Raw genomic sequence first — 24,790 nt, 5'->3', positions numbered from 1 at the left:
CGATTGCTTTCTCAGGTCCGCCCATAATGGGCTTGCGGACGCTGCGCTCCAGTCGAAATGGCTCGTTCGTCGGCAACAGTTCGAATTGCGCTTCGGCGCGATAGGTCTGCGCGCTGCCGGCTCGCCCTGCGACTTCCTCGATATCGAGCGTGCAGGACACAACCACGTACTCACGATTCGCCGCCTGCTGCGGATGGCCGATGAGCGTAAAGGTGTGGCCGACCGCGAGGCCACGCAGACTTCCTTTGCCGTTTGCCCGCCGCCCGGCACAACGCTGCGCCTCAAGCCGCACACGCGCGAAGTGACGCGCCTCCCGTTCAGTATCGTTCGGCTGGCCCGTCAGCCCTTGCGCGCCGGCGAGCGGCTGACTGTAGTCTCCCCAGTCATAAATCTCGCCATCCGAGCTGGCCGTCGGACGAGGGTCTTCCACGGACACGCCCAGCCTCGCGCGTGGCCGCGTGTAGTCGTAATCCGTGACGCTCACGGCCCCTGTCGTCAATCGACTGGTCACGGACAGCGTGTGGATGTGTTCCTCGTCGATGCGCTGACCACCGGGCGGCAGATAGCGCAAGGTCTCGTAGGCCTCCCCGTGCGGTTGGTGTCCGCCCATCGTGTCGGACAAGACCAGACGGTGATGGCCGTCACCGTGATCGAACCACCACCAGATTCCCCATTCTTCCCAGAGGCGTTGCAGGAACGCCCAGTCGGATTCAAACGTCTGGCGCTGTACGTCGCGTTTCGGGTAGACGCCCCGGAATGCGCCCAGCCGCTTATCGACGGGGTAGGGATACTTCGAGAGCACCGCGTCGGTGATTTCGACGACGGTCATATCCTGAAACAGGCGGCAATCTTGCGTCAGGGTCGCGCGATAGAGCCATGGCCGCAGTTCCAGTTCGTACAGGATCGCATCGCGATCCTGACCGGCAAGCCGGGCCACTTCGACCAATCCGGTGATCTCGCGCGTGCCCGCGCCGATGTTGCCGAGCCCGGCGGCCCCCGCTATCCCCGGAATGAACTGTCCTTTGCCTTCGAGCTGGATCGACACGGTGACTTCCGTGCCGACCATCTTGTCCAGATCGAGATCAGCCGTGCGGCTCGGCGAAATGGCATAGGCGTCGTCGGTGCGCAGCGTGACGAGGTAGCGGCATTCGTTGAGGCGACCGATGGCTTCGGTGCCTTGCAGGCGCACCGGGACGAACACCGGCAGCGCATCCACGCCATAGGTCGGCAGCGACGCACCCGCAAGTGACAGCGTGCGAGCCTGAGCAAAAAGCGCCATTTACTCTGCCCCCGCCGTTCGCAGACCGACGACAGTCGAACCGCACCCAGTCTTGTCGCCGTGATAACCCACGCGTCGGCTGTGATGCGTACGCTGGCCACTCGCCAGCAACGGAAAAACGCCACCACATTTCGGACAACGGACACCATGGCCGTCAAGCGCAACACCGATTCCGAGATGCTTCAGATCACTGGCAGCTTCGATGACGGTGCCGCCATGATCGGTGGAGTCTCCAAGTCGAACCATTTCGAGGCCTTGTGCGTTTTTCATCGATGACACTTTCGAGGAATTGAGTCGCTCTTTTACCTCTCATCAAAGCGCCGCACAATTTTCAAGATGGGATTGGGTAATTTTCGATATTTTAATTAGTAGATCGACTGATAATTTCGTACTTATATGAGTTCGTTGCGAATGTGGCGCGTGTCGAGATTGATGTCACGCCTATGCGATTCACCGCCCGACCTGCTGGTAAGATGGCCCGCAATTCCATCCCGCCCGCACCATGAGTTCCGCACCGACCAAACCCGCGAACCCGAAAAACGCCACGAAGAACGCCGCCCGCGCGACGGGCGACAAGCCGAAGGCGCGCGTGCAGCAGCGCCTGACCTACGTGATCGGCGGTCTCGACCGGCTGCTGCGCCGCCACATGACCGACGCGCTCGCACCGCTTGGCATCACGCTCGCGCAATACACGGCGTTGTCGGTGCTCGAGGCGCGCGGCGCGTCGTCGAACGCGCAACTGGCCGAGCGCTCGTGGATCACGCCGCAATCGGCGAACGAAGTGATGAGCGTGATGGCCGCCCGCGGTTTCGTCACGCGTGAAGCCGACCCGTCGCACGGCCGCATCATCCTGCTGACGCTGACCGACGAAGGCGCAGCGATGCTGCGTGAATGCGAAGCCGTCCTGCGCCCGCTCGAGACGCGCATGCTCGGCGACATCTCCGCCGACACCGCCGCGGACGTGCAGCGCGCGCTCGAACTGTTCTCGCGCAACCTGCGCGGCTGACCGCCTTCCGGACCCATCATCGCGCGGGCCCGTGCGGCCCGCGTTCGCTTTGCCGGTCGCCTGACCGTTCCCCGATTCCGTCGTTTCCGCCGCTTTCCGATCCGGGTTTACACCGGCGCGCGTGCCGCTTGCAATATCAGGTAGCCTGATATTAAATGAAGCCGTCCGCAGCAGGGATGCTGCGCACCAAATCGCACAGGAACGAACGACAGGAACCGATATGAGCAAGTACGACAACCGCTGGCAGACCGTTGAAGTGAAGGTGGAGGCCGGCATCGCGTGGGTCACGCTGAACCGTCCGGACAAGCGCAATGCGATGAGCCCGACGCTCAACCGGGAGATGCTGCAGGTGCTCGACGCGGTCGAGTTCGACGACGAGGCGAAGGTGCTCGTCCTCACCGGCGCGGGCGCCGCGTGGACGGCCGGCATGGACCTGAAGGAATACTTCCGCGAGATCGACGGCGGCTCCGACGCGATGCAGGAAAAAGTGCGGCGCGATGCGTCCGAATGGCAGTGGCGCCGGCTTCGGATGTACAACAAGCCGACCATCGCAATGGTGAACGGCTGGTGCTTCGGCGGCGGTTTCTCGCCGCTCGTCGCGTGCGACCTCGCGATCGCGGCTGAAGAGGCGGTGTTCGGGCTGTCGGAGATCAACTGGGGCATCCCGCCCGGCAACCTCGTCAGCAAGGCGATGGCGGACACGGTCGGGCACCGCCGCGCGCTGCACTACATCATGACCGGCGACACGTTCACTGGCGTGGACGCCGCCGAGATGGGCCTCGTGAACAGCAGCGTGCCGCTCGCCGGGCTGCGCGACGCAACGATTGCGCTCGCTGCGCGGCTGATGGACAAGAACCCGGTCGTGCTGCGCGCGGCGAAGCACGGCTTCAAGCGCTCGCGCGAGCTCACGTGGGAGCAGTGCGAGGATTACCTGTACGCGAAGCTCGACCAGGCGCAACTGCGCGATCCGGAACACGGCCGCGAACAAGGACTCAAGCAGTTCCTCGACGACAAGACGATCAAGCCGGGCCTGCAGGCCTACAAGCGCTGACGCAACCGGACGAGAGACACGCATGGCAGGAGACAACATGACCGACAGACGGATGCTGATCGCCGGCGAGTGGTGCGCCGCCCGCGACGGGCGCACCTTCGACCGATTCAATCCCGCGACGGGCGCGCTGGCGTCGCGCGCGCCGGCGGCCGGCCTGGCCGACGCCGACGCGGCGATCGACGCCGCGCACCGCGCGTTTCCCGCATGGTCGGCACTGGCGCCGACCGAGCGGCGCCGGCTGCTGCTGAAGGCGGCCGACCTGATGGACGCGCGGATCGACGCGTTCATCGCGACCGGCGTGGCCGAAACCGGCGCGACGCCGGGCTGGATCGGCTTCAACGTGACGCTTGCGGCGAACATGCTGCGCGAGGCCGCGTCGATGACGACCCAGATCGCCGGCGACGTGATCCCGTCCGACGTGCCCGGCAACCTCGCACTCGCGATGCGCGTGCCGTGCGGCGTCGTGCTCGGCATCGCGCCGTGGAACGCGCCGGTGATCCTCGGCACGCGGGCGCTGGCGATGCCGCTCGCGTGCGGCAACACGGTCGTGTTGAAGGCGTCCGAGGCGTGCCCTGGCGTGCATGCGCTGATCGGCGCGGTGCTGGACGAAGCGGGGCTCGGCGCGGGTGTGGTCAACGTGATCACGCACGCGGCGGCCGACGCACCCGAACTCGTCGAGCGGCTGATCGCGCATCCGCATGTGAAGCGCATCAACTTCACCGGGTCGACGCATGTCGGGCGCATCATCGCGCGCCACGCGGCCGCCCACCTGAAACCGGTGCTGCTCGAACTCGGCGGCAAGGCGCCCGTGCTCGTGCTGGACGATGCCGATCTCGACGCGGCCGTCGACGCGATCGCGTTCGGTGCGTTCTTCAACCAGGGGCAGATCTGCATGTCGACCGAGCGCGTGATCGTCGCGCGGCCGCTTGCCGATGCGCTCGTCGAACGCCTCGCCGCGAAGGCGCGCACGCTGGTCGCGGGCGATCCGCTGGCCGGCCATCCGCTCGGCACGATGGTCGACGCGGCGGCTGCCGCGCGTGCGGCGTCGCTCGTCGAGGATGCGCGTGCGCACGGCGCGCAGCTGCCGCTCGGCTGCCGCATCGAAGGCGCGACGATGCAGCCGGCGATCGTCGACGGCGTGACGCGCGACATGCGCCTGTATCGTGAGGAATCGTTCGCGCCGGTCGTTGCGATCCTGCGTGTGGACAGCGACGACGAAGCGGTCGCGCTCGCGAACGACAGCGAGTTCGGGCTGTCGGCGAGCGTGTTCAGCCGCGATGTCGCACGTGCGATGGCGGTTGCGCGACGGATCGAATCGGGGATCTGCCACATCAACGGCCCGACCGTGCACGACGAGGCGCAGATGCCGTTCGGCGGCACGAAGGCGAGCGGCTATGGCCGCTTCGGCAGCCGCGCGTCGATCTCTGAATTCACCGAGCTGCGCTGGATTACCGTGCAGACCACGCCGCGTCACTACCCGATATGAGCGAGCCGACGATGAATGATGCAACGCTCGCCAGCGGGCCGGTAAACGACACGGGCGGCGTGCGTTATCGCGCGGCGGCCGTCGCCGTAGGCGCGGCCGAGATTCGTCGCGCGGAAAACGGCGCGTGGTACCTGCGCTCGCGCGAGCCGCTCGGCGACTACCCGACGCGCCTGACCGACTGCCTCGTGAACGGTGCGCAAGCGCATCCCGATCGCGTGCTGGCCGCGAAGCGCGGCGCCGATGGCCGCTGGATCGAGATCACTTACGCGCAGATGCTCGAACGCGCCCGCGCGCTCGGCCAGGGCCTCGTCGATCTCGGGCTGTCGGTCGAGCGTCCGCTCGCGGTGCTGTCCGGCAACGATCTCGAGCATCTGCAACTGATGTTCGCGGCGATGCTGGCCGGCGTGCCGTATTCGCCGATCTCGCCTGCGTATTCGCTGGTGTCGACCGACTACGGCAAGCTGCGTCACACGCTCGGCGTGCTGCGGCCGGGTGCCGTATTCGTCGCCGAGCGCGCGCCGTTTGCGCGTGCGCTCGACGCCGTGTTGCCGGCCGATACGACCCTGATCGTCGCGCGCGATGCCGATGCCGATGCGCAGGGCCGGGTGGTGCCGCTCTCGCATTTGCTCGCCGCCGTCCCGCGCACGATCGACGCGATCCATGCGGCGGTTAGCCCCGACCATCTCGCGAAGATCCTGTTCACGTCCGGCTCGACGAAGCAGCCGAAGGCCGTGCCGACCACGCACCGGATGCTGTGCAGCAACCAGCAGATGCTGCGCCAGACGATGCCCGAACTGACGCGCGAACCGCCGGTGCTGGTCGACTGGCTGCCGTGGAATCACACGTTCGGCGGCAGTCACAACCTCGGCATCGCGCTGTACAACGGCGGCACGCTTTATATCGACGACGGCCGTCCGGTGCCGGGCCGCTTCGACGAAACCGTGCGCAACCTGCGCGAGATCGCGCCGACGATCTACTTCAACGTGCCGAAAGGCTGGGAGGAACTGACGGCCGCGCTCGAACGCGATGCCGGGCTGCGCGACACGTTCTTCTCGCGCGTGAAGCTGTATTTCTTCGGCGGCGCGGGCCTGTCGCAGGCGGCGTGGGACCGGCTCGACCGCGTGACCCATGCGCATTGCGGCGAGCGCATCCGGATCATGGCCGGCCTCGGGATGACGGAGGCGTCGCCGTCGTGCCTGTTCACGACGGGGCCGCTGATGCGCGCCGGCTATATCGGGCTGCCCGCACCCGGCTGCGACGCGAAGCTCGTGCCGAGCGGCGGCAAGCTCGAACTGCGTTTCAAGGGGCCGAACGTGATGCGCGGCTACTGGCACGCGGACGTCGATCCGCGCGACGTGTTCGACGACGAAGGGTATTACCGCAGCGGCGACGCGGGCGTCTTTGCCGATCCGGAGCGGCCGGAGCTCGGGCTGCTGTTCGACGGGCGGCTGACCGAGGATTTCAAGCTGAGCAGCGGCACCTTCGTCAGCGTCGGGCCGCTGCGCGCGAACGCGGTGTCGAGCGGCGCGCCGTACGTGCAGGACGTGGTCGTCACCGGGATCAATCGAGACGACATCGGGCTGCTGGTGTTTCCGCGCGTCGACGCGTGCCGTGCGTTGGCGGCGCTTGCCGCCGATGCCTCGGTGGCCGACGTGCTGCGTGCGCCGGCCGTGCGCACGGTGTTCGAGACCTGGCTCGCCGCGCTGAACCGGCATGCGAGCGGCGGCTCGACGTTCGTCGCGCGCATCCGGTTGATGGACACGCCGCCGTCGCTCGATCTCGGCGAAGCGACCGACAAGGGTTCGCTGAACCAGGCGGCCGTGCAGCAGCATCGCGCGGCGACGATCGACGCGCTGTATGACCCGGCGCGCCGCGATCCCGACGTGATTCACGCATCGGCCTAGCGATATGCATCGGTACACGTAACGACCTGCCGGCCACGCGACCGGCAGGCTTTTTTACGGCCAGTGAATCAGGCTGCCTGATAAAAAGGGCAGCCGTTCGACCGACCCATTGCGCGCCTGCCCGCCCCTGGCCGGTGGCGGCGCGCGCTGCGAGCGGCCCTGCGAGGCACGCCGACGACAACACGACAAGGATTGGAGACACGATGAACACCTACGTTGCCGAAAGACCGGCGGTCGCGACGACACTCGCGCTGTGCTTCGCGATCGCGTTGCTCGAAGGGCTCGACCTGCAGTCGGTCGGCGTGGCCGCGCCGCGCATGGCGCGCGAATTCGGGCTGAGCGTGTCGCAAATGGGGATTGCGTTCAGCGCGGGCACCTTCGGGCTGCTGCCGGGCGCGATGCTCGGCGGGCGGCTGGCCGACCGGATCGGGCGCAAGCGCGTGCTGATCGCGTCGGTCGCGCTGTTCGGGCTGCTGTCGATCGCCACCGCGCAGGCGTCGAGCTTCGCGATGCTCGTCGTCGTGCGCGTGCTGACCGGCATCGGCCTCGGCGGCGCGATGCCGAACCTGATCGCGTTGTCGTCGGAAGCGGTCGAGCCGCGCTCGCGCAGCAGCGCGGTGGCGACGATGTATTGCGGCATCCCGTTCGGCGGCGTGATCGCGTCGCTGATCGGCGTGCTGCTCGCCGGCGATACCGAGTGGCGCCACATCTTCTACGTCGGCGGCGCGGGGCCGCTGCTGCTCGTGCCGCTGCTGGCGATGCTGCTGCCGGAATCGCGCGCGTATCTCGACATCGCCGGCACGTCGGCCGCGCGTACGAGCGTCGCCCGCACGCTGTTCGGCGACGGCCGCACGATTTCAACGCTCGCACTGTGGATCAGCTATTTCTGCACGCTGATCGTCCTGTACTTCCTGCTGAACTGGCTGCCGTCGCTGATGGCCGCGCGCGGGCTCGATCGCGAGCATGTCGGTTTCGTGCAGATCGCATTCAACGTCGGCGGCGGGCTCGGCGCGCTCGGTATCGGCGCGGCACTCGACCGGATGCGCGCGTCGCGCGTGGTCGGCGGCATGTACGTCGGGATCGTGCTGTCGCTGGCCGCGCTGGCGGCCGCGCCCGGTTTCGCATCGCTCGCGGCGGCCGCGTTCGCGGCCGGGATGTTCGTGGTCGGCGGGCAGTCGGTGCTGTATGCGCTCGCGGCGATCTACTACCCGACCGCGATGCGCGGCACGGGTGTCGGCGCGGCGGTGGCCGTCGGCCGGCTCGGTTCCGTCGTCGGGCCACTCGCGGCCGCGACACTGCTGGCCGCCGGCCGCAGCGCGCCCGTCGTGATCGGCGCGAGCATCCCCGTCACGCTCGTCGCGGCCGTCGCCGCGCTGCTGCTGATCCGCCGCCCGCGGGCCGGCGACTGACATCGTTTTCCGTTTTTTCAATGCGTGCCGTCAGAGCGCGCGATTACTCAAGGTCTGGAGACACAACGACATGAACAAAAGCACCAGGAACGGCCTGCTGGCCGCCGGCGCCTGCTGCGCGCTGGCCGCGCCGGCGGCACACGCGCAGTCGAGCGTGACGCTGTACGGCATCATCGATACGGGCGTCGAATTCGTGTCGCACGCGAACGCGGCGGGCGACCACGTGGTGCGCATGCCGGCCGTGACGGGCGAGTTGCCGTCGCGCTGGGGGCTGCGCGGCGCGGAGGATCTCGGCGGCGGCTATCAGGCGGTATTCACGCTGGAAAGCGGCTTCAACGTGCGCGGCGGCGATCTCGGCCAGGGCGGGCGGTTGTTCGGGCGGCAGGCGTTCGTCGGGCTGAAGGGCGGCTTTGGCACGCTCGCGTTCGGCCGCCAGTACACGATGACCTACCTCGCGCTGCAGGGCGCGGACATCATCGGCCCTGACATCTACGGGCTTGGTTCGCTCGACGCGTACGTGCCGAACGGGCGCGCCGACAACGCAGTGACCTACATAGGCACGTACCGCGGCGTGACGCTCGGCGCCGCGTATTCGTTCGGCCGCGACGGCGCAGGCACCGGCAACTCGCCGGGGCAGGGCACGTGCGCGGGGCAAGTGCCGGGCGACGCCGTCCAGTGTCGCAACTGGTCGGTGATGCTCAAGTACGACAGCGCGTATTTCGGTGCGGCGGCCTCGTACGAGGAACAGCGCGGCGGCACCGGCGCGGCCGCGAACTTTTTCGACGGCATCGCGCCGGTCGCTTTCACCAGCAGCGGCGGCAAGGATTCGCGCACGCACGTGAGCGCGTACGCGCAGGCGGCGGGCGCGCGGATCGGCGCGGGCTGGATCGGGCGGCGCGTATCGACCGGTTCGCCGGCCGCGGCCGGCGCGCATTCGGACTTGTTCTTCGTCGGTGCGTCGTATGCGGTCAAGCCGGATTTCGTCGTCGACGGCGAAGGCTACCGGATCGTCAACAGCGCACACGACACACGCGCGACGATGGCGACATTGCGCGCGACTTATCTGCTGACGAAGCGCACGTCCGTCTACGCGCAAAGCTCGTATCTGTGGAACAGCGCGCATGCACGCTACGCGGTCAGCGGCGGCGGCGCGGGTACGACGCCCGGCGAAGGAATGGGGCAGCTCGGCGCGATGGTCGGCATCAAGCACATGTTCTGAGTCGACTGCCTGACGAACGGGAGCTATCTTGAACAGACATTCTGCATTCCTCTGCATTGCGCCAATCACCGCTGCGATGCTCGCTGGTTGCGGCGGCGACGATTCGGTGAATGCCGCCCCGACGCACCTGAGCGCCGCGACACCGGCCGCGATGGCGCAGACCTGCGACGTGCTCGCCGCGACGCTCGCGTATGCGAACACGTCGTTCACGTCGGTGACGACCGCGGCCGCCGGCGCGCTCACGGTGGCCGGCAAGCCGATCGCCGAGCACTGCGTGATCGAAGGGAAGATGAACGAGCGCGTGAGCGCGGTCGACGGCAAGACCTATGCGATCGGCTTCGAGATGCGCTTGCCGAAGGCGTGGAACGGCCGCTTCTTCTACCAGGCGAACGGCGGGCTCGACGGCAACGTCGTGACCGCGACCGGCGAGATCGGCGGCGGCGGGCCGCTGACCGACGCGCTGAACCAGGGCTTCGCGGTGATCAGCTCGGATTCCGGGCACAGCGCCGCGCAGAATCCGCTGTTCGGCATCGATCCGCAGGCGCGCATCGACTACGGCTACGGCGCGGTCGATGCGCTGACGCCGATGGCGAAGCAGGTGATCCGGCTCGCGTACGGCAAGGCGCCCGACCGCAGCTATTTCGACGGCTGCTCGAACGGCGGCCGTCACGCGATGGTCACGGCGGTGCGCAACCCGGCCGACTACGACGGCATCATCGCGGGCGATCCGGGCTTTCATCTGCCGAAGGCGGCGATCGGCGAGATGGTTGGTGCGCAGCAGTTCGCGAAGATCGCATCGGCGACCGGATCGAACGGGCTGCCCGATATCCGCAGCGGCTTCACCGACGCGGAGCGGCAGTTCGTCGGCGCGAAGATCCTCGAGCAATGCGATGCGCTCGACGGCGCGGCCGACGGGATGGTGCAGGACGTCGCCGCGTGCCAGGCGCACTTCAGCGTCGAGTCGGACATCCCGACCTGCGCGAACGGCACGCGCACCGGTGCCTGCCTGACGACCGCGCAAAAGACTGCGCTCGAGAACGTGTTCACGGGCGCCCGCAACAGCGCGGGCACGGCGCTCTACGCGGGCTTTCCGTACGATCCGGGCATCGCCGGCAGCGGCTGGGCCGCGTGGAAGCAGTCGAATTCGATCACGCTCGACCCGGCCGCGATGGCGTTCACGTTCATGACGCCGCCGAAAACCGCCGCGACGCTCGCGAACCTGCCCGGTTTTGCGCTCGCCTTCGACATGGACAACGACGCGCCGGCGATCTTCGCGACCAGCGGCGTGTACACGCAATCCGCGTGGTCGTTCATGACGCCGCCCGACGAGACCAACCTGTCCGCGCTGAAGGCGCGCGGAGCGAAGCTGCTCGTCTATCACGGCACCGGCGACCCGGTGTTCTCGTTCGACGACACGCGCGACTGGTACACGCGGGTCGCGCAGGCGAACGGCGGCGATGCGTCGGATTTCGCGCGTTTCTATCCGGTGCCGGGGATGAACCACTGCTCGGGTGGGCCGGCAGCCGACCAGTTCGACCTGCTGACGCCGCTCGTTGCGTGGGTCGAGCAGGGGCAGGCGGCCGGCGCGGTGGTGGCCACCGCGCGCGATGCGACGAACGCGGTGCCGAATGCGGATGTGCCCGCGTCCTGGGGCGCGGGACGCACGCGGCCGCTGTGCCCGTATCCGCAGGTGGCGCGCTACAACGGGTCGGGCGACGTGAATTCGGCGGCCAGCTTCAGCTGTCGCTGACGTAGCCGTCGATGGGAGGCGACCGGCGCATGCAAGCGCCGGTCGCCTCATGTGTGCAACCGCTCACTTACTCGCCCGGTTCGACCGGCACCTCGAGCCCGACCTTCACGCGGCTCATGCTCACCAGCGTCTTGAACCGCTTCACGTTGTTGTTCGCGAAGAACAGCTCGCGCGTGAGCGCGTTGTACTGATCCATGTTGCGGACGGCGAGGATCAGCACGAAATCCCATTCCCCGGTCACGTAGTAGCACTGCTGGATCTGCGGGCAGCGCTCGAAAGTCCGCTTCATCGCGTCGAGCTGGTCGATCTGCTCGCTTTCGACTTCGACGTTGACGACGATCGTCAGCGGATGATCGACCTTGTCCGGTGCGACGATGGCCGTGTAGCGCTCGATCACGCCGTCGTCCGCGAGACGCTTCAGGCGCCGGTTCACGGCGGCGGTCGACAGGTTGACGCGCGCGCCGAGTTCGCTTTGCGGCGTCTGCGCGTCGCGCTGGAGTTCCATCAGCAGCTTGCGATCGAACGCATCGAGTGGGGTGGTCATGATGGCGCGTGAAGCCTCGAAAGAATGAGAATTTTTTGCGTGACGGCCGCCGAATTGGCGATTTTATTGACCCGCGCGCGCAATATTATTTTTCGAACCGGCGGCGCGTGCAACCCGTGCGCGCCCGACCCGAACCGACTCACGGAGTGCTGCCCGCCATGCTGATCGCCAACCCCCGCGCATCGCGCGCCGCCTATCCCCACGCGCTGCGCCGCGTGATGAACATCGCCTCGGCCGACGAAAGCGGCGCGTGGCTGTCGCACTGGCCGCTCGTCGGCAACGCGCGCACGCCGCTGCGCGCGCTGCCGGATCTCGCCGCGCGGCTCGGCGTCGCGAGCGTCAGCGTGAAGGACGAGTCGTGCCGCTCGCCGCTCGGCAGCTTCAAGGCGCTCGGCGCGCCGATCGCGCTGGTGCGGCTCGTGAAACGCCTGCGGCGCACGCAGGATCTCGATCCGCAAGGGCTCGTCACCGGCCGCTACGCGGCGGAACTGGCCGACCTGACGGTGATCAGCGCGACCGACGGCAATCACGGCCGTGCGCTCGCCGCCGCCGCGCGCGCGATCGGCTGCGCGTGCGTGATCGTGCTGCACGCGAACGTCGAAGCCGAGCGCGAGCGCGCGATCTCGGCGTACGGCGCGCGGATCGTGCGCATCGAGGGGAACTACGACGAGTCGGTCATCTGCGCGGCGCAGCTCGCGCAGGAGAATGGCTGGTATGTCGTATCGGATACGTCGTACGACGGCTACGAAGCGATTCCGCGCGACGTGATGCAGGGCTATGGCGTGATCGCGGCCGAGGCCGCCGCGCAGGCGGCGCAGGACGACGGGCGGCCGTTCACGCATGTGCTGCTGCAGGGCGGCGTGGGCGGCCTCGCCGCGGGCGTCGCGAGTTATCTGTGGGAGCGCGACGGCGTGCAGCGCCCGCACTTCATCGTGGTCGAGCCGCGCCAGGCCGACTGCCTGTACCAGAGCGCACTGGCCGGGCGCGCGACCAAGGCGAGCGGCAGCGTCGATTCGGTGATGGCCGGGCTCGCGTGCGGCGAGGCGTCGCCGCTTGCGTGGGATTTCCTCGAGATGTGCGTCGACTACTTCATGCTGATCGACGACGAGGACGCGGTGCAGGCGATGCGCGGCCTCGCGGCCGGCAGCGAACGCGACGTGCCGCTCGTGGCCGGCGAATCGGGCGCGGCCGGCGTCGCGGGGCTCGAGGTGCTGATGCGCGACCCGGTGCTCGCGCGGCAGGTGGGGCTCGACGCGCATTCGCGCGTGCTGGCGATCAATACGGAAGGCGCGACGGCGCCGTCCGTGTATCGGCAGTGCGTCGGCGAGACGGCCGACGCGGTGCTCGCGCGGCAGCGCGCGTGGCTGGACCGCGCGGCGGTCGCAGCCTGAACGACATCCCGACCGATTCCGACCGATCCCGGCCGATCCCGACCGACTACGACTGACGAGGCAAACGCCATGGACGCAATCGAAGAAAGCACGCTGCAGGGGCAATTGAAGACCTGGCGCCGCCATCTGCACCAGCATCCGGAGACGGGTTTCGAAGAAGTGAACACGTCGGACTACGTCGCGCGCATCCTGACGACGCTCGGGCTCGACGTGCATCGCGGGATCGGCGGCACAGGGCTCGTCGCGAACCTGACGGCCGGCACCGGCAAACGCGCGATCGGCATCCGCGCGGACATGGACGCGCTGAACATCGCCGAGCACGCGCCGGGCCGCGAATACGCATCGTGCACGCCCGGCAAGATGCATGCGTGCGGGCACGACGGCCACATGTCGATGGTGCTCGGCGCCGCGCAGCTGCTGGCCGAGCGCAAGGATTTCGACGGCACCGTGCGTTTCATTTTCCAGCCGGCCGAGGAGCATGGCCGCGGCGCGAAGGCGATGATGGCCGACGGGCTGTTCGAGCGCTTTCCGGTCGACGCGATCTTCGGCGCGCACAACATGCCGGGGATGCGTGCGGGCACCTTCTCGACGCGCGCGGGCGGCATCATGGCGAGCGAAGACAACTTCGTGATCCGGATCGACGGACGCGGCACGCATGCGGCGCGCCCGCACATGGGCATCGATCCGATCGTGATCGGCGCGCAGGTCGTGCTCGCGCTGCAGACGATCGTGTCGCGCAATCTCGATCCGGGCCAGCAAGCCGTGATCTCGTGTACGGAGTTCATCACCGACGGGCTGCGCAACGTGCTGCCGTCGACCGTGACGATCAAGGGCGACACGCGCAGCTATTCGCGCGACGTGCAGGCGTTGCTGGCCACGCGGATGCGCGAGATCAGCGAAGGGATCTGCCGCACGCACGGCGCGACTTGCATGTTCGACTACACGCACGAGTTCGCGCCGACGGTGAATTCCCCGGAATGGGTCGACACGGCCGTGCAGGCCGCGGCGCAGGTCGCGGGCGCCGACGCGGTGAACGCCGACGTGCAGCCGATGATGATCTCGGAGGATTTCGGCGCGTTCCTGCAGGCCGTGCCCGGCAATTTCGTGTTCATCGGCAACGGCGAGGCGGCCGGGCGCGGCGGCGTGCCGCTGCACAACGCGGGCTACGATTTCAACGACGAGATCCTGCCGGTGGGCGCGCGGTATTTCGCGGAAGTGGCGCGGCGGGCGCTGCGCGCCGCGTAACGGATGACAATTCAGGCCGCCACGCGCCCGCGTGGCGAGGCCGTCATGCTTCGGCCGCGCGCTTGCCCTGCGGGTCGGCCGTGCCCGTCGTCCGGTCGAGGATGGCGAGCACTTCGCGCGCGGTGTTCTCCGAATGGCTGCGCAGGATCTGCGGCAGCACCGCGTGGTCGGGGTCGGCGAGCGCGGCCATGATTTCGTCGTGCTCGTGCAGCGACTCGGCCCAGCGCAAGGTATCCGCGTTCGCCGCGCCGCGCGCGCGATGCACCTTCGACATCAGCGACGCGTAGATGCCCGACAGCACGGGGTTGCCGGCCGCGTCGACGATCATCTGATGAATCTGCTGGTTCAGCCGGAAATACTCGACGCGCTTGCCGGCCTCGTGGCATTCGACCATCCGCCGGTGCTTCGCCTGCAGCGCGGCGAGCGTCGCCGCGCCGATCCGCCGGCGCAGCAATTCGCCGGCCATCGCTTCCAGGCCGTGCAGCAGCTCGAAGGTCGAGATCAGGTCGTCGAGGTCGATCGACGCGACGCGATAGCCGATGTACTGGCGGTGCGTGACGGCCCCTTCCGCGACGAGCACCTTCAGCGCTTCGCGCAGCGGCGTCTTCGACACGTCGAACGCGAGGCTGAGCTCCTTCTCGTCGATCCGCGCGCCGGGCGGCAGCTCGCCCTCGTCGATCATCACGCGCAGGCGCGCGGCGATCTCCGCGGCCATGCCGCGGGTGCGCAGAAGCAGGGGATTGCGGGGTGTCTGGCTCATGATGGTGCAAGCTTATCACGATCCCGGTGCAGGCCAAGTTCGCCGATAACGTAAACATAATTCCAATAAAACCAATCGTTTACACCATGTGTAATTATAAATTTCTAATCCTATACTCGGCTCCACGTTGCGCGACGTTCCGACCATCCTCGTTCAATCCTGGAGTCCGTCCATGTCTTCAACCTCCGGTGTCGCCGCCTTGACGGTCGGCAAGTCCGCCGTCCGCTGGAAGATATTCGTCGTCATGCTGAGCCTGATCGCGATCAACTACGTCGATCGCGCGTCGCTGTCCGTCGCCATGCCTTACATCTCGCAGGAGTTCAACATCGGGCCTGCGATGGAGGGTCTGATCCTCAGCTCGTTCTTCTGGACCTACGCGGTGATGCAGATCCCGGGCGGGATGCTCGCCGACCGCTTCAAGCCGCGCATCGTGATCGCGACGGCCACCGTGTTCTGGGGCTTCTTCCAGGCGATCGCGGCGCTGTGCACGAACGCGCCGTCGCTGCTGCTCACGCGCCTCGGCCTCGGCGCGGCCGAAGCGCCGATCTATCCGGCCGGCGGCAAGCTCAACGCGATCTGGATGACGCAGACCGAGCGCGGCCGAGGCGCCACGCTGCTCGACGGCGGCGCACCGCTCGGCGCGGCACTGGGCGCGGTGCTGATCGCCGGGCTGATCGCGCTGCTCGGTTCGTGGCGGCTCGCGTTCGCGGTGGCCGGCGTCGGCACGGTGCTGGCCGGCGTGGTCGCGTGGTACTACATCCGCAACACGCCGCGCGAGCATCCGGGCGTCAACGATCTCGAAGCCGACTACATCGAGGCGTCGCACGCGAGCGATCTCGCGGCCGAGCCGGCCGGCGCGTCGGGCCGTTCGCGCGACTTCTTCAAGTACCGCTCGGTGTGGTGCATGTTCTTCGGCTGGATGTGCTTCAACAGCGTGTTCTACGGGTTGCTTACGTGGATGCCGAACTACCTGCACAAGGTGCACGGCTTCGACATCAAGCAGATGGGCGGCTCGACCTTCATCATCTTTTTCAGCGGCTTCGTCGGCGAACTGCTCGGCGGCTGGATCGCCGACAAGTGGAAGGCCGCGGGCGGCCGCCCGAACGTCGTGATGCGCACGCTGTTCGGTATCGCCGCGGTGATCGCCACCGTGTCGATCTTCTCCGTCGCGTACGTGAAGGACCCGATCGTGTGCGTCGCGCTGCTGTCGTCGACGCTGTTCTTCCTGCGCTGGTGCGGGCTGTACTGGTGCATCCCGTCGTCGCTCGGCACGCGCAACAAGATCGGCTTCCTCGGCGGCCTGATGAACCTCGGCGGCAACATCGGCGGCGTCACCGTGCCGATCGTCGTCGGCGCGATCGTGCAGTTCACCGGTTCCTATTTCCTTGCGCTGATGGTGTTCGCGGCGGCCGGCGTCGGCCTGCTCGTGTGCTCCAGCGCGATCGACTACGAAAGCAAGCTCCCGGTCTGACCGACCCTTTTCACTGGTAGAGAGAAACCCATCATGAAAAAACGTACGCTGCTCGGCATGCTCACGCCGTCTTCCAACACCTCGCTCGAACCGCTGACGAGCGCGATGGTCGCCGGCCTGCCGGGCGTGTCCGCGCACTTCGCGCGCTTCCCGGTCACCGAGATCTCGCTGACGGGCCAGGCGCTCGGCCAGTTCGACGACGACAAGATCATCCAGGCCGCGATGCTGCTCGCCGACGCGAAGGTCGACGTGATCGCGTGGAACGGCACGTCGTCGGGCTGGCTCGGCTTCGAGGCCGACGAGCGGCTGTGCGAGCGCATCACCGCGGCGACCGGCATTCCGGCCACCACGTCGGTGCTCGCGCTCAACGAGATCCTGAAGAAGACGAACGCGCACGAGTTCGGCCTCGTCACGCCGTATCTCGACGACGTGCAGACGAAGATCGTCGACAACTACCGCCGCTCGGGCCTGAACTGCATCGCCGAGCGCCACCTGAACCTGAAGGTCAATTTCTCGTTCTCCGAAGTGGCGGGCGACACGATCGGCGACATGGTGCGCGAAGTCGCGAAGGCCGGCCCGCGCGCGATCTCGATCTTCTGCACGAACCTGAACGCCGCGCATCTCGTGCCGGCGCTCGAGGAGGAGACGGGCATCCCGATCTACGACACGATCTCGACCGTCGTGTGGAAATCGCTGCAGCTCGCCGATTACGACACGCGGCAGGTGAAGGGCTGGGGGCGGCTCTTCAGCGACGTGATCTGAGGCGCGCGCCATGTCGAACGATCTCGATTTCGTGATCCGTCACGCGGACGTCGTGACGGCGGCGGACCGGTTCTCGTGCGACATCGGCATTCGCGCGGGGCGCGTGGCCATGCTCGGCCACGGGCTGCCGCGCGCGCCGCGCGAGCTCGATGCGAGCGGGATGCTCGTGATGCCGGGCGGCGTCGATGCGCACTGCCACCTCGACCAGCCGATGCCCGACGGGCTGCGGATGGCCGACGATTTCCTGTCCGGCACGCGCTCGGCGCTGTGCGGCGGCACGACCACCGTGATCCCGTTCGCCGCGCAGGCGAAGGGCCAGTCGCTGCAGGCGGCCGTCGACGACTATCACCGGCGTGCGGAAGGGCGCGCGCTGGTCGACTACGGCTTCCACCTGATCGTCTCGGATCCGACGCCGCACGTGCTGGCGGAAGAGCTGCCGCGGCTGATCGCGAACGGCTATACGTCGTTCAAGGTGTACATGACCTACGACGATCTGAAGCTGAACGACCGGCAGATGCTCGACGTGCTGTCGGTCGCGCGCGAGCATGGCGCGCTGGTGATGGTGCATGCGGAGAATTCCGACTGCATCGGCTGGCTGACCGAACGGCTGCTCGGCGACGGCCACGTCGCGCCGCATTTCCATGCGCACGCACGGCCGGCCGTGGTCGAGCGCGAGGCGACCCACCGCGCGATCGCGTTCGCGGAACTCGTCGACGTGCCGATCCTGATCGTGCACGTGTCGGGCGCCGAGGCGATCGAGCAGATCCGCTGGGGGCAGTCGCGCGGGCTGCCGATCCTCGCCGAAACCTGCCCGCAATACCTGTATCTGACCGCCGCCGATCTCGGTCACGATGGCCACGACGGCTACGAAGGCGCGAAGTGCGTATGCAGCCCGCCGCCGCGCGATCCGGCGAACCAGCAGGCCGTGTGGAAGGCGCTGAAGCAGGGCGTGTTCTCGGTGTTCTCGTCCGATCACGCGCCGTTCAACTACGACGATCCGTGCGGCAAGCATCCGGGCGGGCATCCGGTGTCGTTCGACCATATCCCGAACGGCATCCCGGGGCTCGAGACGCGGCTGCCGCTGCTGTTCAACGGCGTGCGCGAAGGGCGGCTGTCGCTGCACGAGTTCGTCGAGCTGACGTCGCTGCGGCCCGCGAAGCTGTACGGGCTGTATCCGCGCAAGGGCACGATCGCGATCGGCGCCGATGCGGATATCGTCGTGTGGGATCCGGACAAGCGCGTGCGGATCGCGAATGCATCGCTGCATCACGCGGTCGACTACACGCCGTACGAAGGGATCGAGGTGACGGGCTGGCCGCGTCATTGCCTGTCGCGTGGCGAACTGCTCGTCGAGGACGGCCGGCTGCTCGCGGCCGAGCCGGGGCGCGGACGCTTCCTCCCGGCCGGCAAGCCGTGCCTGGATTGACGTTCGATGCGACGGAACGAGGAGCGCCCGCGCGACGCGCGGGCGTCATCCGTATCAAACGATTGTGAAGGAGCGGACATGAGCGTTTCCCACGCAATGCGGCGCCTCGTGGCGGCGACCGTCGTCGCCGGTTCGTGCGGCGGCTCGGCGCTGGCCGCCGGCGATGCGCCGCAGGACATGCCGAGCGTCGTGCCCGAATCGGTCGGCGTGGATTCGGCGCCGCTCGTGCGGCTGTCCGAATGGCTGCGCCGCGACCGGATGGACGTGCGCAGCCTCGTCGTCGTGAAGGACGGCAGGATCGTGTTCGAGCGTTACGGCGATGGCCTCACGCGCGACAACAACTACGAGCTGTATTCGGTGACGAAGACGGTCACCGCGCTGCTCGCCGGCATCCTCGACGGCGAGGGCAAGCTCGGCCCGGCGACGAAGGTCGCGCCGCTGATCGCAGCCGCGCGCCCCGATCTCGCGGCTGAACTCGCGGACAAGCAGGACATCGAGCTGCGGCACCTGATGGCGATGTCGAGCGGGCTGCGCTACACGACGCGCGAGGGCACCGATCCGCTGTACTACGACGCGCCGGACCGGCTGCGCGTCGCGGTGACGAGCCGCGCGGCGCAGCCGCCCGGCAAGCAGTTCGACTATATCGACGTGAATCCCGTGCTGGTCGGCACGGCCGTGTCGATCGCCGCGCGCGAGCGCGAGGACGAATTCGCGCGCAAGCGGCTGTTCGAGCCGCTCGGCTTCGCGCATTACCGCTGGAGCGGCGCCGACGGCACGGGCGCGGTGGCCGGCGGCTGGGGCCTGCGGCTGCGTGCCGTCGACATGGCGAAGCTCGGCATGCTGCTGCTCGATCAGGGCCGCTGGAACGGCCGGCAGGTCGTGCCGGCCGATTGGGTCCGGCAGATGACCACGCCGTCGCCGGCTGCGGCGGATTACGGTTACTACTGCTGGATTCACCACGTGGTCGAGCACGGCACGCCCGAGTTCGGCGCGATGGGCTTCAAGGGGCAGTTCATCACGGTGCTGCCCGCGCAGCGCGCGGTCGTCGTGATGACGAGCCTGCTGCCGACCGACGGCGGGCTGCGCGATGCGACCTATCTGAACCTGTATCGCAAGATGGTCGGCGACTACATCCTGCCCGCGCTGACGCCGGCGCAGCCGCCGGTCGAGCGCGCGGAAACCACGCAGGCGCTGCGCGACGAACTCGCGCGCAGCCGGCAGACGAAGGGCGTGCCCGGTACCGCCGCCGCGTTCAACGACGCACCGGAGATTTGATGAGGATGACGAACATGATGGCCGGCTCGGCTGCGTGGCCCGACGTGCGGCGGCCCGCCTCGCGCGCCGTGCCTTTCATGCGACGGCTGCTCGCGCGGCTCGCGGCGCTGCTGATCGGCGGCGGTGCGTTCGCGCCCGCGCTTTCTGCCGCACAGGCGGCCGATGCGTCGCTGCTGTTGCATGAAACCGGCATCGCCGCCGCCGCGCCGGAGGAGGTCGGCGTCGATTCGCGGCGGCTCGTCGATCTGTCGCGCTGGATCCGCGAGCAGAAGCTCGACGTGTACAGCCTGCTGATCGTGAAGGACGGCAAGCTGATCTTCGAGCGCTACGGCGCCAATGCGTCGCGCGACGCGACCTACGAGCTGTACTCGGTCACGAAGGCGGTGACGTCGCTCGTCGCGGGCATCCTCGTCGATCAGCGCGCGGTGCATCTCGACGATCCGGTCGCCGCGCGGCTTGCCGCGTGGCGTCCCGACCTCGGCGGCGCGCTCGCGGACAAGCGCGATATCCAGCTGAAGCATGTGCTGTCGATGTCGAGTGGCCTGCACTACGACTTCAGCCCGAAGGACGATCCGATCTACTACACCGCGCCGGACCGGCTGAAGCTCGCCGCGTCGGCGCAGCCGAAGGTCGCGCCGGGCACCGAGTTCGAGTACACCGACGTCAACCCGATCCTGGCGTCTGCGATGTTGAGCGCGGCCGCGGGGGAGCCGGTCGAGCGCGTGGCGCAGGCGCGTCTGTTCGGCCCGCTGGGCATGAAGCACGCGGCGTGGGAGCGCGCGGACCGCACGGGGCTCGTGTCGGCCGGCTGGGGGCTGCGGCTGCGCGCGATCGACATGGCGAAGATCGGCATGCTCGTGCTGGACGGCGGCCGCTGGCAGGGGCAGCAAGTCGTGCCGCGCGAATGGATTGAGCAGATGACGTCGCCGGCCGTGTCGCCGCATTTCGGCTACTACTGGTGGATCAACAACATCGTCGACAGCGAGCCCGAGTTCGACGCGATGGGCTTCAAGGGGCAGTTCATCACGGTGCTGCCCAAGCGCAATACGGTGATCGTGATGACGGGCGTGCTGCCGGTGGACGGCGGCCTGCGCGACGCGGAGAACGTGAAGCTGTTCCGCCGGATGGTGAACGGCTATATCCTGCCGGCGCTCGACGGGGGCGCGGCGGGGCCGGCTACCGTCGAAACGCGCGCGGTGCTGCACGACGAACTGGCGCTGAGCGCACGAACCGAAGGCGTGCCGGGCACGCAGGTCGATCCGACCGATCTGCCGAAGTAGGCTGGATGGCGGTGCGTCCGTGCGGGCTTCCATCGAGACGCGCTCAGTGCTGCATGGCGAACTCGCGTTGAGCGCGCGCGCCGAAGGCGTGCCGGGTCCGGAGATCGATCCGACCGATCTGCCAAAGCAGGCGGGAGGTGGTGCTTGGCGGCGAATGCGCCCGGCCCGCGCGATCGCGAGCCGGGCGCGCGCGGCGTCAGACCAGTTCGCCCAGGCACGCGTCGAACTGCGCGACGAGGCGATCGACGTCGTCGGCCGTCGTCTGCGGGCACACGAGCATCATGTTGTGGAACGGCGTGATCAGCACGCCACGATTCAGCAGGTACAGGTGCACGATGTGCTCGAGTTCGCTGTCGAGCTGCGCGCCGGCGAGCGTGCCGTTGCGCGGCGGCGTGGGGGCGAACTGGAACTCGGTGCGCGCGCCGATGCGCGTCACGCACCACGGCAACCCGCGTTTCGCGATCGCCTGTTCGAGCCCGCCGGCGAGCCGCGCGGCGAGTTCGAACATGTGCGCGTAGGCCGCGTCGGTCGCGACTTCGGCCAGCGTCGCGCGCATTGCATGCATCGCGAGCATGTTCGCGGTGAGCGTCGTGCCGATTCCCGAATGGCCGGGCGGCGCGTTCAGCTTCGCCTGCTTCGCGCGTTCCGCGAATTCGGCGCTGAATCCGTACACCGCGCACGGCACGCCGCCTGCGATCGGCTTGCCGACCACCAGCATGTCCGGCTCGAGATCGTGCGCGACGGCGTAGCCGCCCGGGCCGCTGCTGATCGTGTGCGTTTCGTCGATCACGAGCAGCGTGCCGTAGCGGCGCGTCAGTTCGCGCGCCGCCTCCCAGAAGCCCGGATCGGGCAGCACCATCCCGATGTTCGTCATCGCGGGCTCGGCGAGCACGCAGGCGACATCGCCGCCTTTCAGCGCCGCTTCGAGCGCGGCCAGGTCGTTGAATTCGACGACGCGGGTGTTCGCGAGCAGGTCGTAGGATTGCCCAAGCAGGCTGTCGCGCTGCACCGGGCGGCCGTCGACGAGATCGACGAATACGTCGTCGACCGTGCCGTGATAGCAGCCGTTGAACACGACGATCGTGTTGCGGCCGGTGGCCGCGCGCGCCCAGCGCAGCACGAAGCGGTTCGCGTCGCTCGCGCTCAGCGCGAACTGCCAGACCGGCAACCGGAAGCGGCGCGCAAGTTCGCGCGACACCCAGGCGGCATCCTCGCTTGGCAGCATCGTCGTGTAGCCGCGCGTGGCCTGCTCGATGAGTGCCCGCGCGACGGGTTCAGGCGCATGGCCGAACATCGCACCGGTGTCGCCGAGGCAGAAGTCGGCGTAGCGGTGGCCGTCGACGTCGGAGAACGTCGCGCCGCGCGCTTCCTTCACGTACAGCGAGAACGGCGTCGACCAGTCCTGCATCCAGTGCAACGGCACGCCGAACAGCAAGTGCTCGGATGCTTCCGCGGACAGTGCGCGGGATGTGGGCATCGCTTCGCTGAATGCACGGCGCTCGCGATCGAACAGCGCGCGGGCGCGGATGAGGTCGACTCCGTGACGGGAAGGCAAAGGCAGCTCCTGGGCTGTGAAGATGACGAAGACGATAGCGCGGAGCGCGGGGGGCTGAATAGAGGCGGAATTACCGAGGCGGACGCAGGTGCTCGGACGCGGCGATTGAATGATGCGCACATCGACGTGCGTGAAGCAGGAAAACCCGGCTCATGTTTCCGTTCGATCAAATTTTATTGGGAGATAGCATAGGTGAATGAGATCCGTAATTCTGCATAAAGGTTTTCATGTATTTGTTTCCGGTTTTTCGCAACCTATCGTTGACGCATGTCGTTGCGTAAATATGTCCACATGGCTAGATGAACACTGCCTTACGGGAGGGTGGCGGCAGGGTGGGCCGGTCGGTGAGAGGGCATTGCCGGCCCCATGCGCGCAATGACGGAAATGGCATTCCAAGGGGATATTGCATTCAAATTTCGAGATATTTGAATATCGCATTTGAATGGAGTGGACGGAATGTCGTGTCCGAAGCGAACCGCTAATGGGCGGCGTTCGGATTTCACGAAACGGCCTGAATACGGAATAGAAAAATGAAGATCGGCAAATACCTCATCGCAGCGGGCGCATGCATTGCATTCACCGGCATCGCCCAGGCGGGCCCGACGTCGCCGCAAGCGGTCGTCAAGACGATCCGGCTGACGGCGCACATTGGCGACAGCCTTTTCGTGTCGACACCGGGCGATTCGGCCGCGTATGGCGTGGTCGAGCTGACTGCGACGGACGGCTCGCCGCAGACGTTCGGCGCAACGCTGCCGATCCGCGTATACACGACGAATCCCGACATCCGCGTCGCGTTGCTGCAGCCGCTGAAGCTGTCGAACGGCCGCCACGGCATGACCGACGCGAAGGTCGTGCTGGCGGACAAGGCCGGCGGCGCGGACATCGCGCACGACGGCGCGCGCACGCTCACGCTGGTCAAGCCCGGCATCAACGGTTATGACGAAACCCGCACCCTGACGATCAGCGCCAATGCGCCGGCTACGCGCGGGGCGGCCGGGGTCAACGGAAGCTACCGGGGCGATCTGGTGCTGATGTTCGAACCGGTCGCGTCGGCGGGGGACGATGCGGTCCCGGGCGGCAGGGTGGTGGCGGCAGACAGGTAAGGATTTGGCCGGCCGGGTTGTTGTAATTAAAGTTTTTGCGCATAAACCGACAGTGGCGTGACTTGCCGCTGTCGTATTGCATGGAAAGTGAGTGGGTGCTCACACTTGGGCCGTTGCGTTCGACGCGTGTTCGGCGCCGGTCTATGGTGCGCCGGCGACGCTGCGAATGACGGGAGTGCCGACGCGCGGTGCAGGTGAGCAGGTGCTTGCCTGGCGCTTCCCGTTCGCATCAGCGGCGCGCTACGCCAGTGTCTTGACCATGTGATGCTCGTCGTAGAACCGCCCGTCGACGTACATCGAGCGCGGCTCCGTACCGAACCGGACGAACCCTTGCGACGCATACAGCCGCTCCGCGGTGGCGTTGACCTCGTTCACGCACAGCATCAGCTGCTTGCATTGCCACGCTTGCGCCGCATGCGCGGTCGCGCTTTCGAGCAGCGTTTGCGCGATGCCTTGCCCGCGATACGCGGGATCGACGAACACGCCCCAGATCGTCGCCTTGTGCGCGATCTTCACGCGCGCATCGCGGCGCACGCCGGTGATGCCGACGAGCGTGTCGCCGTCGAACGCACCGAACACGGCACGTTCATGGGTCGGCGTGATGCGCGTCGCGAATTCGTCGACCGGCACCTGCGATTCTTCGTCGAGCGTCGGCAGGAAAGAGGTGGGCGCGGTGTCGACTGCACGCAGGCGAACGGTCTGGAAACGGGCGGCGTCGGCCGCGTCGAGCAGGCGGGTCGTGATCGTCATCGGGGAGTTCCGGTTGAGGGTCGTGCATGCCGGCGCGTGCCGCTGCGGCCGCGGGATGCATCGTCCTTATCGTAATAGGAATCCGGATGCCGCGTCGCGGCGTTCGACGCATTGCGCATCCCGA

Annotated in this window: 21 protein-coding genes; 15 read left to right on the top strand and 6 right to left on the bottom strand. The window is 67.7% G+C overall.

Annotated features, from left to right (window positions below; all coding sequences use genetic code 11):
• A partial coding sequence (gene tssI, locus G3N61_RS08905) for a type VI secretion system tip protein TssI/VgrG (RefSeq protein WP_205822212.1) occupies positions 1 to 1,279 on the bottom strand: 1,279 nt, incomplete at its 3' end.
• Positions 1,280 to 1,525, bottom strand: coding sequence for a PAAR domain-containing protein (locus tag G3N61_RS08900; RefSeq protein ID WP_346778561.1), 246 nt, complete (start codon positions 1,523 to 1,525; stop codon positions 1,280 to 1,282).
• A 256-nt stretch (positions 1,526 to 1,781) separates the two neighbouring features.
• On the opposite strand from G3N61_RS08900, the gene G3N61_RS08895 reads away from it, so the two are divergent.
• The 7 genes from G3N61_RS08895 (at position 1,782) to G3N61_RS08865 (ending at position 11,104) form a co-directional block, all read left to right on the top strand.
• Positions 1,782 to 2,285, top strand: coding sequence for a MarR family winged helix-turn-helix transcriptional regulator (locus G3N61_RS08895; RefSeq protein WP_043186357.1), 504 nt, complete (start codon positions 1,782 to 1,784; stop codon positions 2,283 to 2,285).
• 220 nt (positions 2,286 to 2,505) lie between these two features.
• On the top strand, positions 2,506 to 3,336 hold the full coding sequence (locus tag G3N61_RS08890) for a p-hydroxycinnamoyl CoA hydratase/lyase (protein ID WP_205822210.1): 831 nt from the start codon (positions 2,506 to 2,508) through the stop codon (positions 3,334 to 3,336).
• A gap of 37 nt (positions 3,337 to 3,373) precedes the next feature.
• Positions 3,374 to 4,822 (top strand): aldehyde dehydrogenase, encoded by a 1,449-nt coding sequence (locus G3N61_RS08885; RefSeq protein WP_205822209.1) that lies wholly within the window; start codon positions 3,374 to 3,376, stop codon positions 4,820 to 4,822.
• On the top strand, positions 4,819 to 6,726 hold the full coding sequence (locus G3N61_RS08880; protein WP_205822208.1) for a feruloyl-CoA synthase: 1,908 nt from the start codon (positions 4,819 to 4,821) through the stop codon (positions 6,724 to 6,726). The genes G3N61_RS08885 and G3N61_RS08880 overlap by 4 nt, the downstream gene beginning before the upstream one ends.
• Positions 6,727 to 6,929: 203 nt before the next feature.
• Positions 6,930 to 8,135, top strand: coding sequence for a 3-(3-hydroxy-phenyl)propionate transporter MhpT (gene mhpT / locus G3N61_RS08875; RefSeq protein ID WP_205822207.1), 1,206 nt, complete (start codon positions 6,930 to 6,932; stop codon positions 8,133 to 8,135).
• 70 nt (positions 8,136 to 8,205) lie between these two features.
• Positions 8,206 to 9,354, top strand: a complete 1,149-nt coding sequence (locus tag G3N61_RS08870; protein WP_205822206.1) for a porin — start codon at positions 8,206 to 8,208, stop codon at positions 9,352 to 9,354.
• Between the two features lie 28 nt (positions 9,355 to 9,382).
• Positions 9,383 to 11,104 (top strand): tannase/feruloyl esterase family alpha/beta hydrolase, encoded by a 1,722-nt coding sequence (locus tag G3N61_RS08865; protein ID WP_205822205.1) that lies wholly within the window; start codon positions 9,383 to 9,385, stop codon positions 11,102 to 11,104.
• A gap of 67 nt (positions 11,105 to 11,171) precedes the next feature.
• On the opposite strand, the gene G3N61_RS08860 is transcribed toward G3N61_RS08865, so the two are convergent.
• Positions 11,172 to 11,648 carry an Lrp/AsnC family transcriptional regulator gene (locus tag G3N61_RS08860; protein ID WP_043186374.1) on the bottom strand — a complete coding sequence of 159 codons (477 nt, stop codon included), beginning with the start codon at positions 11,646 to 11,648 and terminating at the stop codon, positions 11,172 to 11,174.
• 158 nt (positions 11,649 to 11,806) lie between these two features.
• On the opposite strand from G3N61_RS08860, the gene G3N61_RS08855 reads away from it, so the two are divergent.
• Both G3N61_RS08855 and G3N61_RS08850 read left to right on the top strand, forming a co-directional pair.
• The gene (locus G3N61_RS08855; RefSeq protein ID WP_205822204.1) at positions 11,807 to 13,039 is read left to right on the top strand and encodes a diaminopropionate ammonia-lyase; all 1,233 of its coding nucleotides are present in this window, start codon (positions 11,807 to 11,809) and stop codon (positions 13,037 to 13,039) included.
• 69 nt (positions 13,040 to 13,108) lie between these two features.
• Entirely contained in the window at positions 13,109 to 14,284 is a 1,176-nt protein-coding gene (locus G3N61_RS08850; protein WP_205822203.1) for a M20 aminoacylase family protein, read from the top strand.
• A gap of 43 nt (positions 14,285 to 14,327) precedes the next feature.
• Here G3N61_RS08850 and G3N61_RS08845 read toward each other — a convergent pair whose 3' ends face one another.
• The gene (locus G3N61_RS08845) at positions 14,328 to 15,044 is read right to left on the bottom strand and encodes a GntR family transcriptional regulator (RefSeq protein ID WP_205822202.1); all 717 of its coding nucleotides are present in this window, start codon (positions 15,042 to 15,044) and stop codon (positions 14,328 to 14,330) included.
• A gap of 172 nt (positions 15,045 to 15,216) precedes the next feature.
• Between G3N61_RS08845 and G3N61_RS08840 the strand changes: the two genes are divergently transcribed.
• The 5 genes from G3N61_RS08840 to G3N61_RS08820 all read left to right on the top strand — a co-directional run bounded on the left by G3N61_RS08840 (position 15,217) and on the right by G3N61_RS08820 (position 21,258).
• Positions 15,217 to 16,515 carry an MFS transporter gene (locus tag G3N61_RS08840; protein ID WP_043186384.1) on the top strand — a complete coding sequence of 433 codons (1,299 nt, stop codon included), beginning with the start codon at positions 15,217 to 15,219 and terminating at the stop codon, positions 16,513 to 16,515.
• A 33-nt stretch (positions 16,516 to 16,548) separates the two neighbouring features.
• The gene (locus tag G3N61_RS08835) at positions 16,549 to 17,277 is read left to right on the top strand and encodes an aspartate/glutamate racemase family protein (protein WP_043186387.1); all 729 of its coding nucleotides are present in this window, start codon (positions 16,549 to 16,551) and stop codon (positions 17,275 to 17,277) included.
• 10 nt (positions 17,278 to 17,287) lie between these two features.
• The gene (gene hydA / locus G3N61_RS08830; RefSeq protein ID WP_089451577.1) at positions 17,288 to 18,703 is read left to right on the top strand and encodes a dihydropyrimidinase; all 1,416 of its coding nucleotides are present in this window, start codon (positions 17,288 to 17,290) and stop codon (positions 18,701 to 18,703) included.
• Between the two features lie 78 nt (positions 18,704 to 18,781).
• Complete coding sequence (locus G3N61_RS08825; protein WP_205822201.1) at positions 18,782 to 19,978, top strand: serine hydrolase; 1,197 nt, start codon at positions 18,782 to 18,784, stop codon at positions 19,976 to 19,978.
• Entirely contained in the window at positions 19,978 to 21,258 is a 1,281-nt protein-coding gene (locus G3N61_RS08820) for a serine hydrolase (RefSeq protein WP_205822200.1), read from the top strand. The genes G3N61_RS08825 and G3N61_RS08820 overlap by 1 nt, the downstream gene beginning before the upstream one ends.
• Before the next feature lie 196 nt (positions 21,259 to 21,454).
• Here G3N61_RS08820 and G3N61_RS08815 read toward each other — a convergent pair whose 3' ends face one another.
• A complete protein-coding gene (locus G3N61_RS08815) occupies positions 21,455 to 22,813 on the bottom strand; it encodes an aspartate aminotransferase family protein (RefSeq protein WP_205822199.1) in 1,359 nt (452 codons plus the stop codon).
• Between the two features lie 530 nt (positions 22,814 to 23,343).
• Between G3N61_RS08815 and G3N61_RS08810 the strand changes: the two genes are divergently transcribed.
• Positions 23,344 to 23,916, top strand: coding sequence for a fimbrial assembly protein (locus G3N61_RS08810; protein ID WP_205822198.1), 573 nt, complete (start codon positions 23,344 to 23,346; stop codon positions 23,914 to 23,916).
• A gap of 240 nt (positions 23,917 to 24,156) precedes the next feature.
• Here the strand turns inward: G3N61_RS08810 and G3N61_RS08805 are convergent, their stop codons facing one another.
• On the bottom strand, positions 24,157 to 24,666 hold the full coding sequence (locus tag G3N61_RS08805; RefSeq protein WP_043186395.1) for a GNAT family N-acetyltransferase: 510 nt from the start codon (positions 24,664 to 24,666) through the stop codon (positions 24,157 to 24,159).
• Positions 24,667 to 24,790 lie beyond the last annotated feature (124 nt).

Source organism: Burkholderia sp. Ac-20349, from assembly GCF_017104865.1.
GTDB lineage: Bacteria > Pseudomonadota > Gammaproteobacteria > Burkholderiales > Burkholderiaceae > Burkholderia > Burkholderia aenigmatica.
This window is presented reverse-complemented; position numbering and strand designations above follow the sequence as displayed.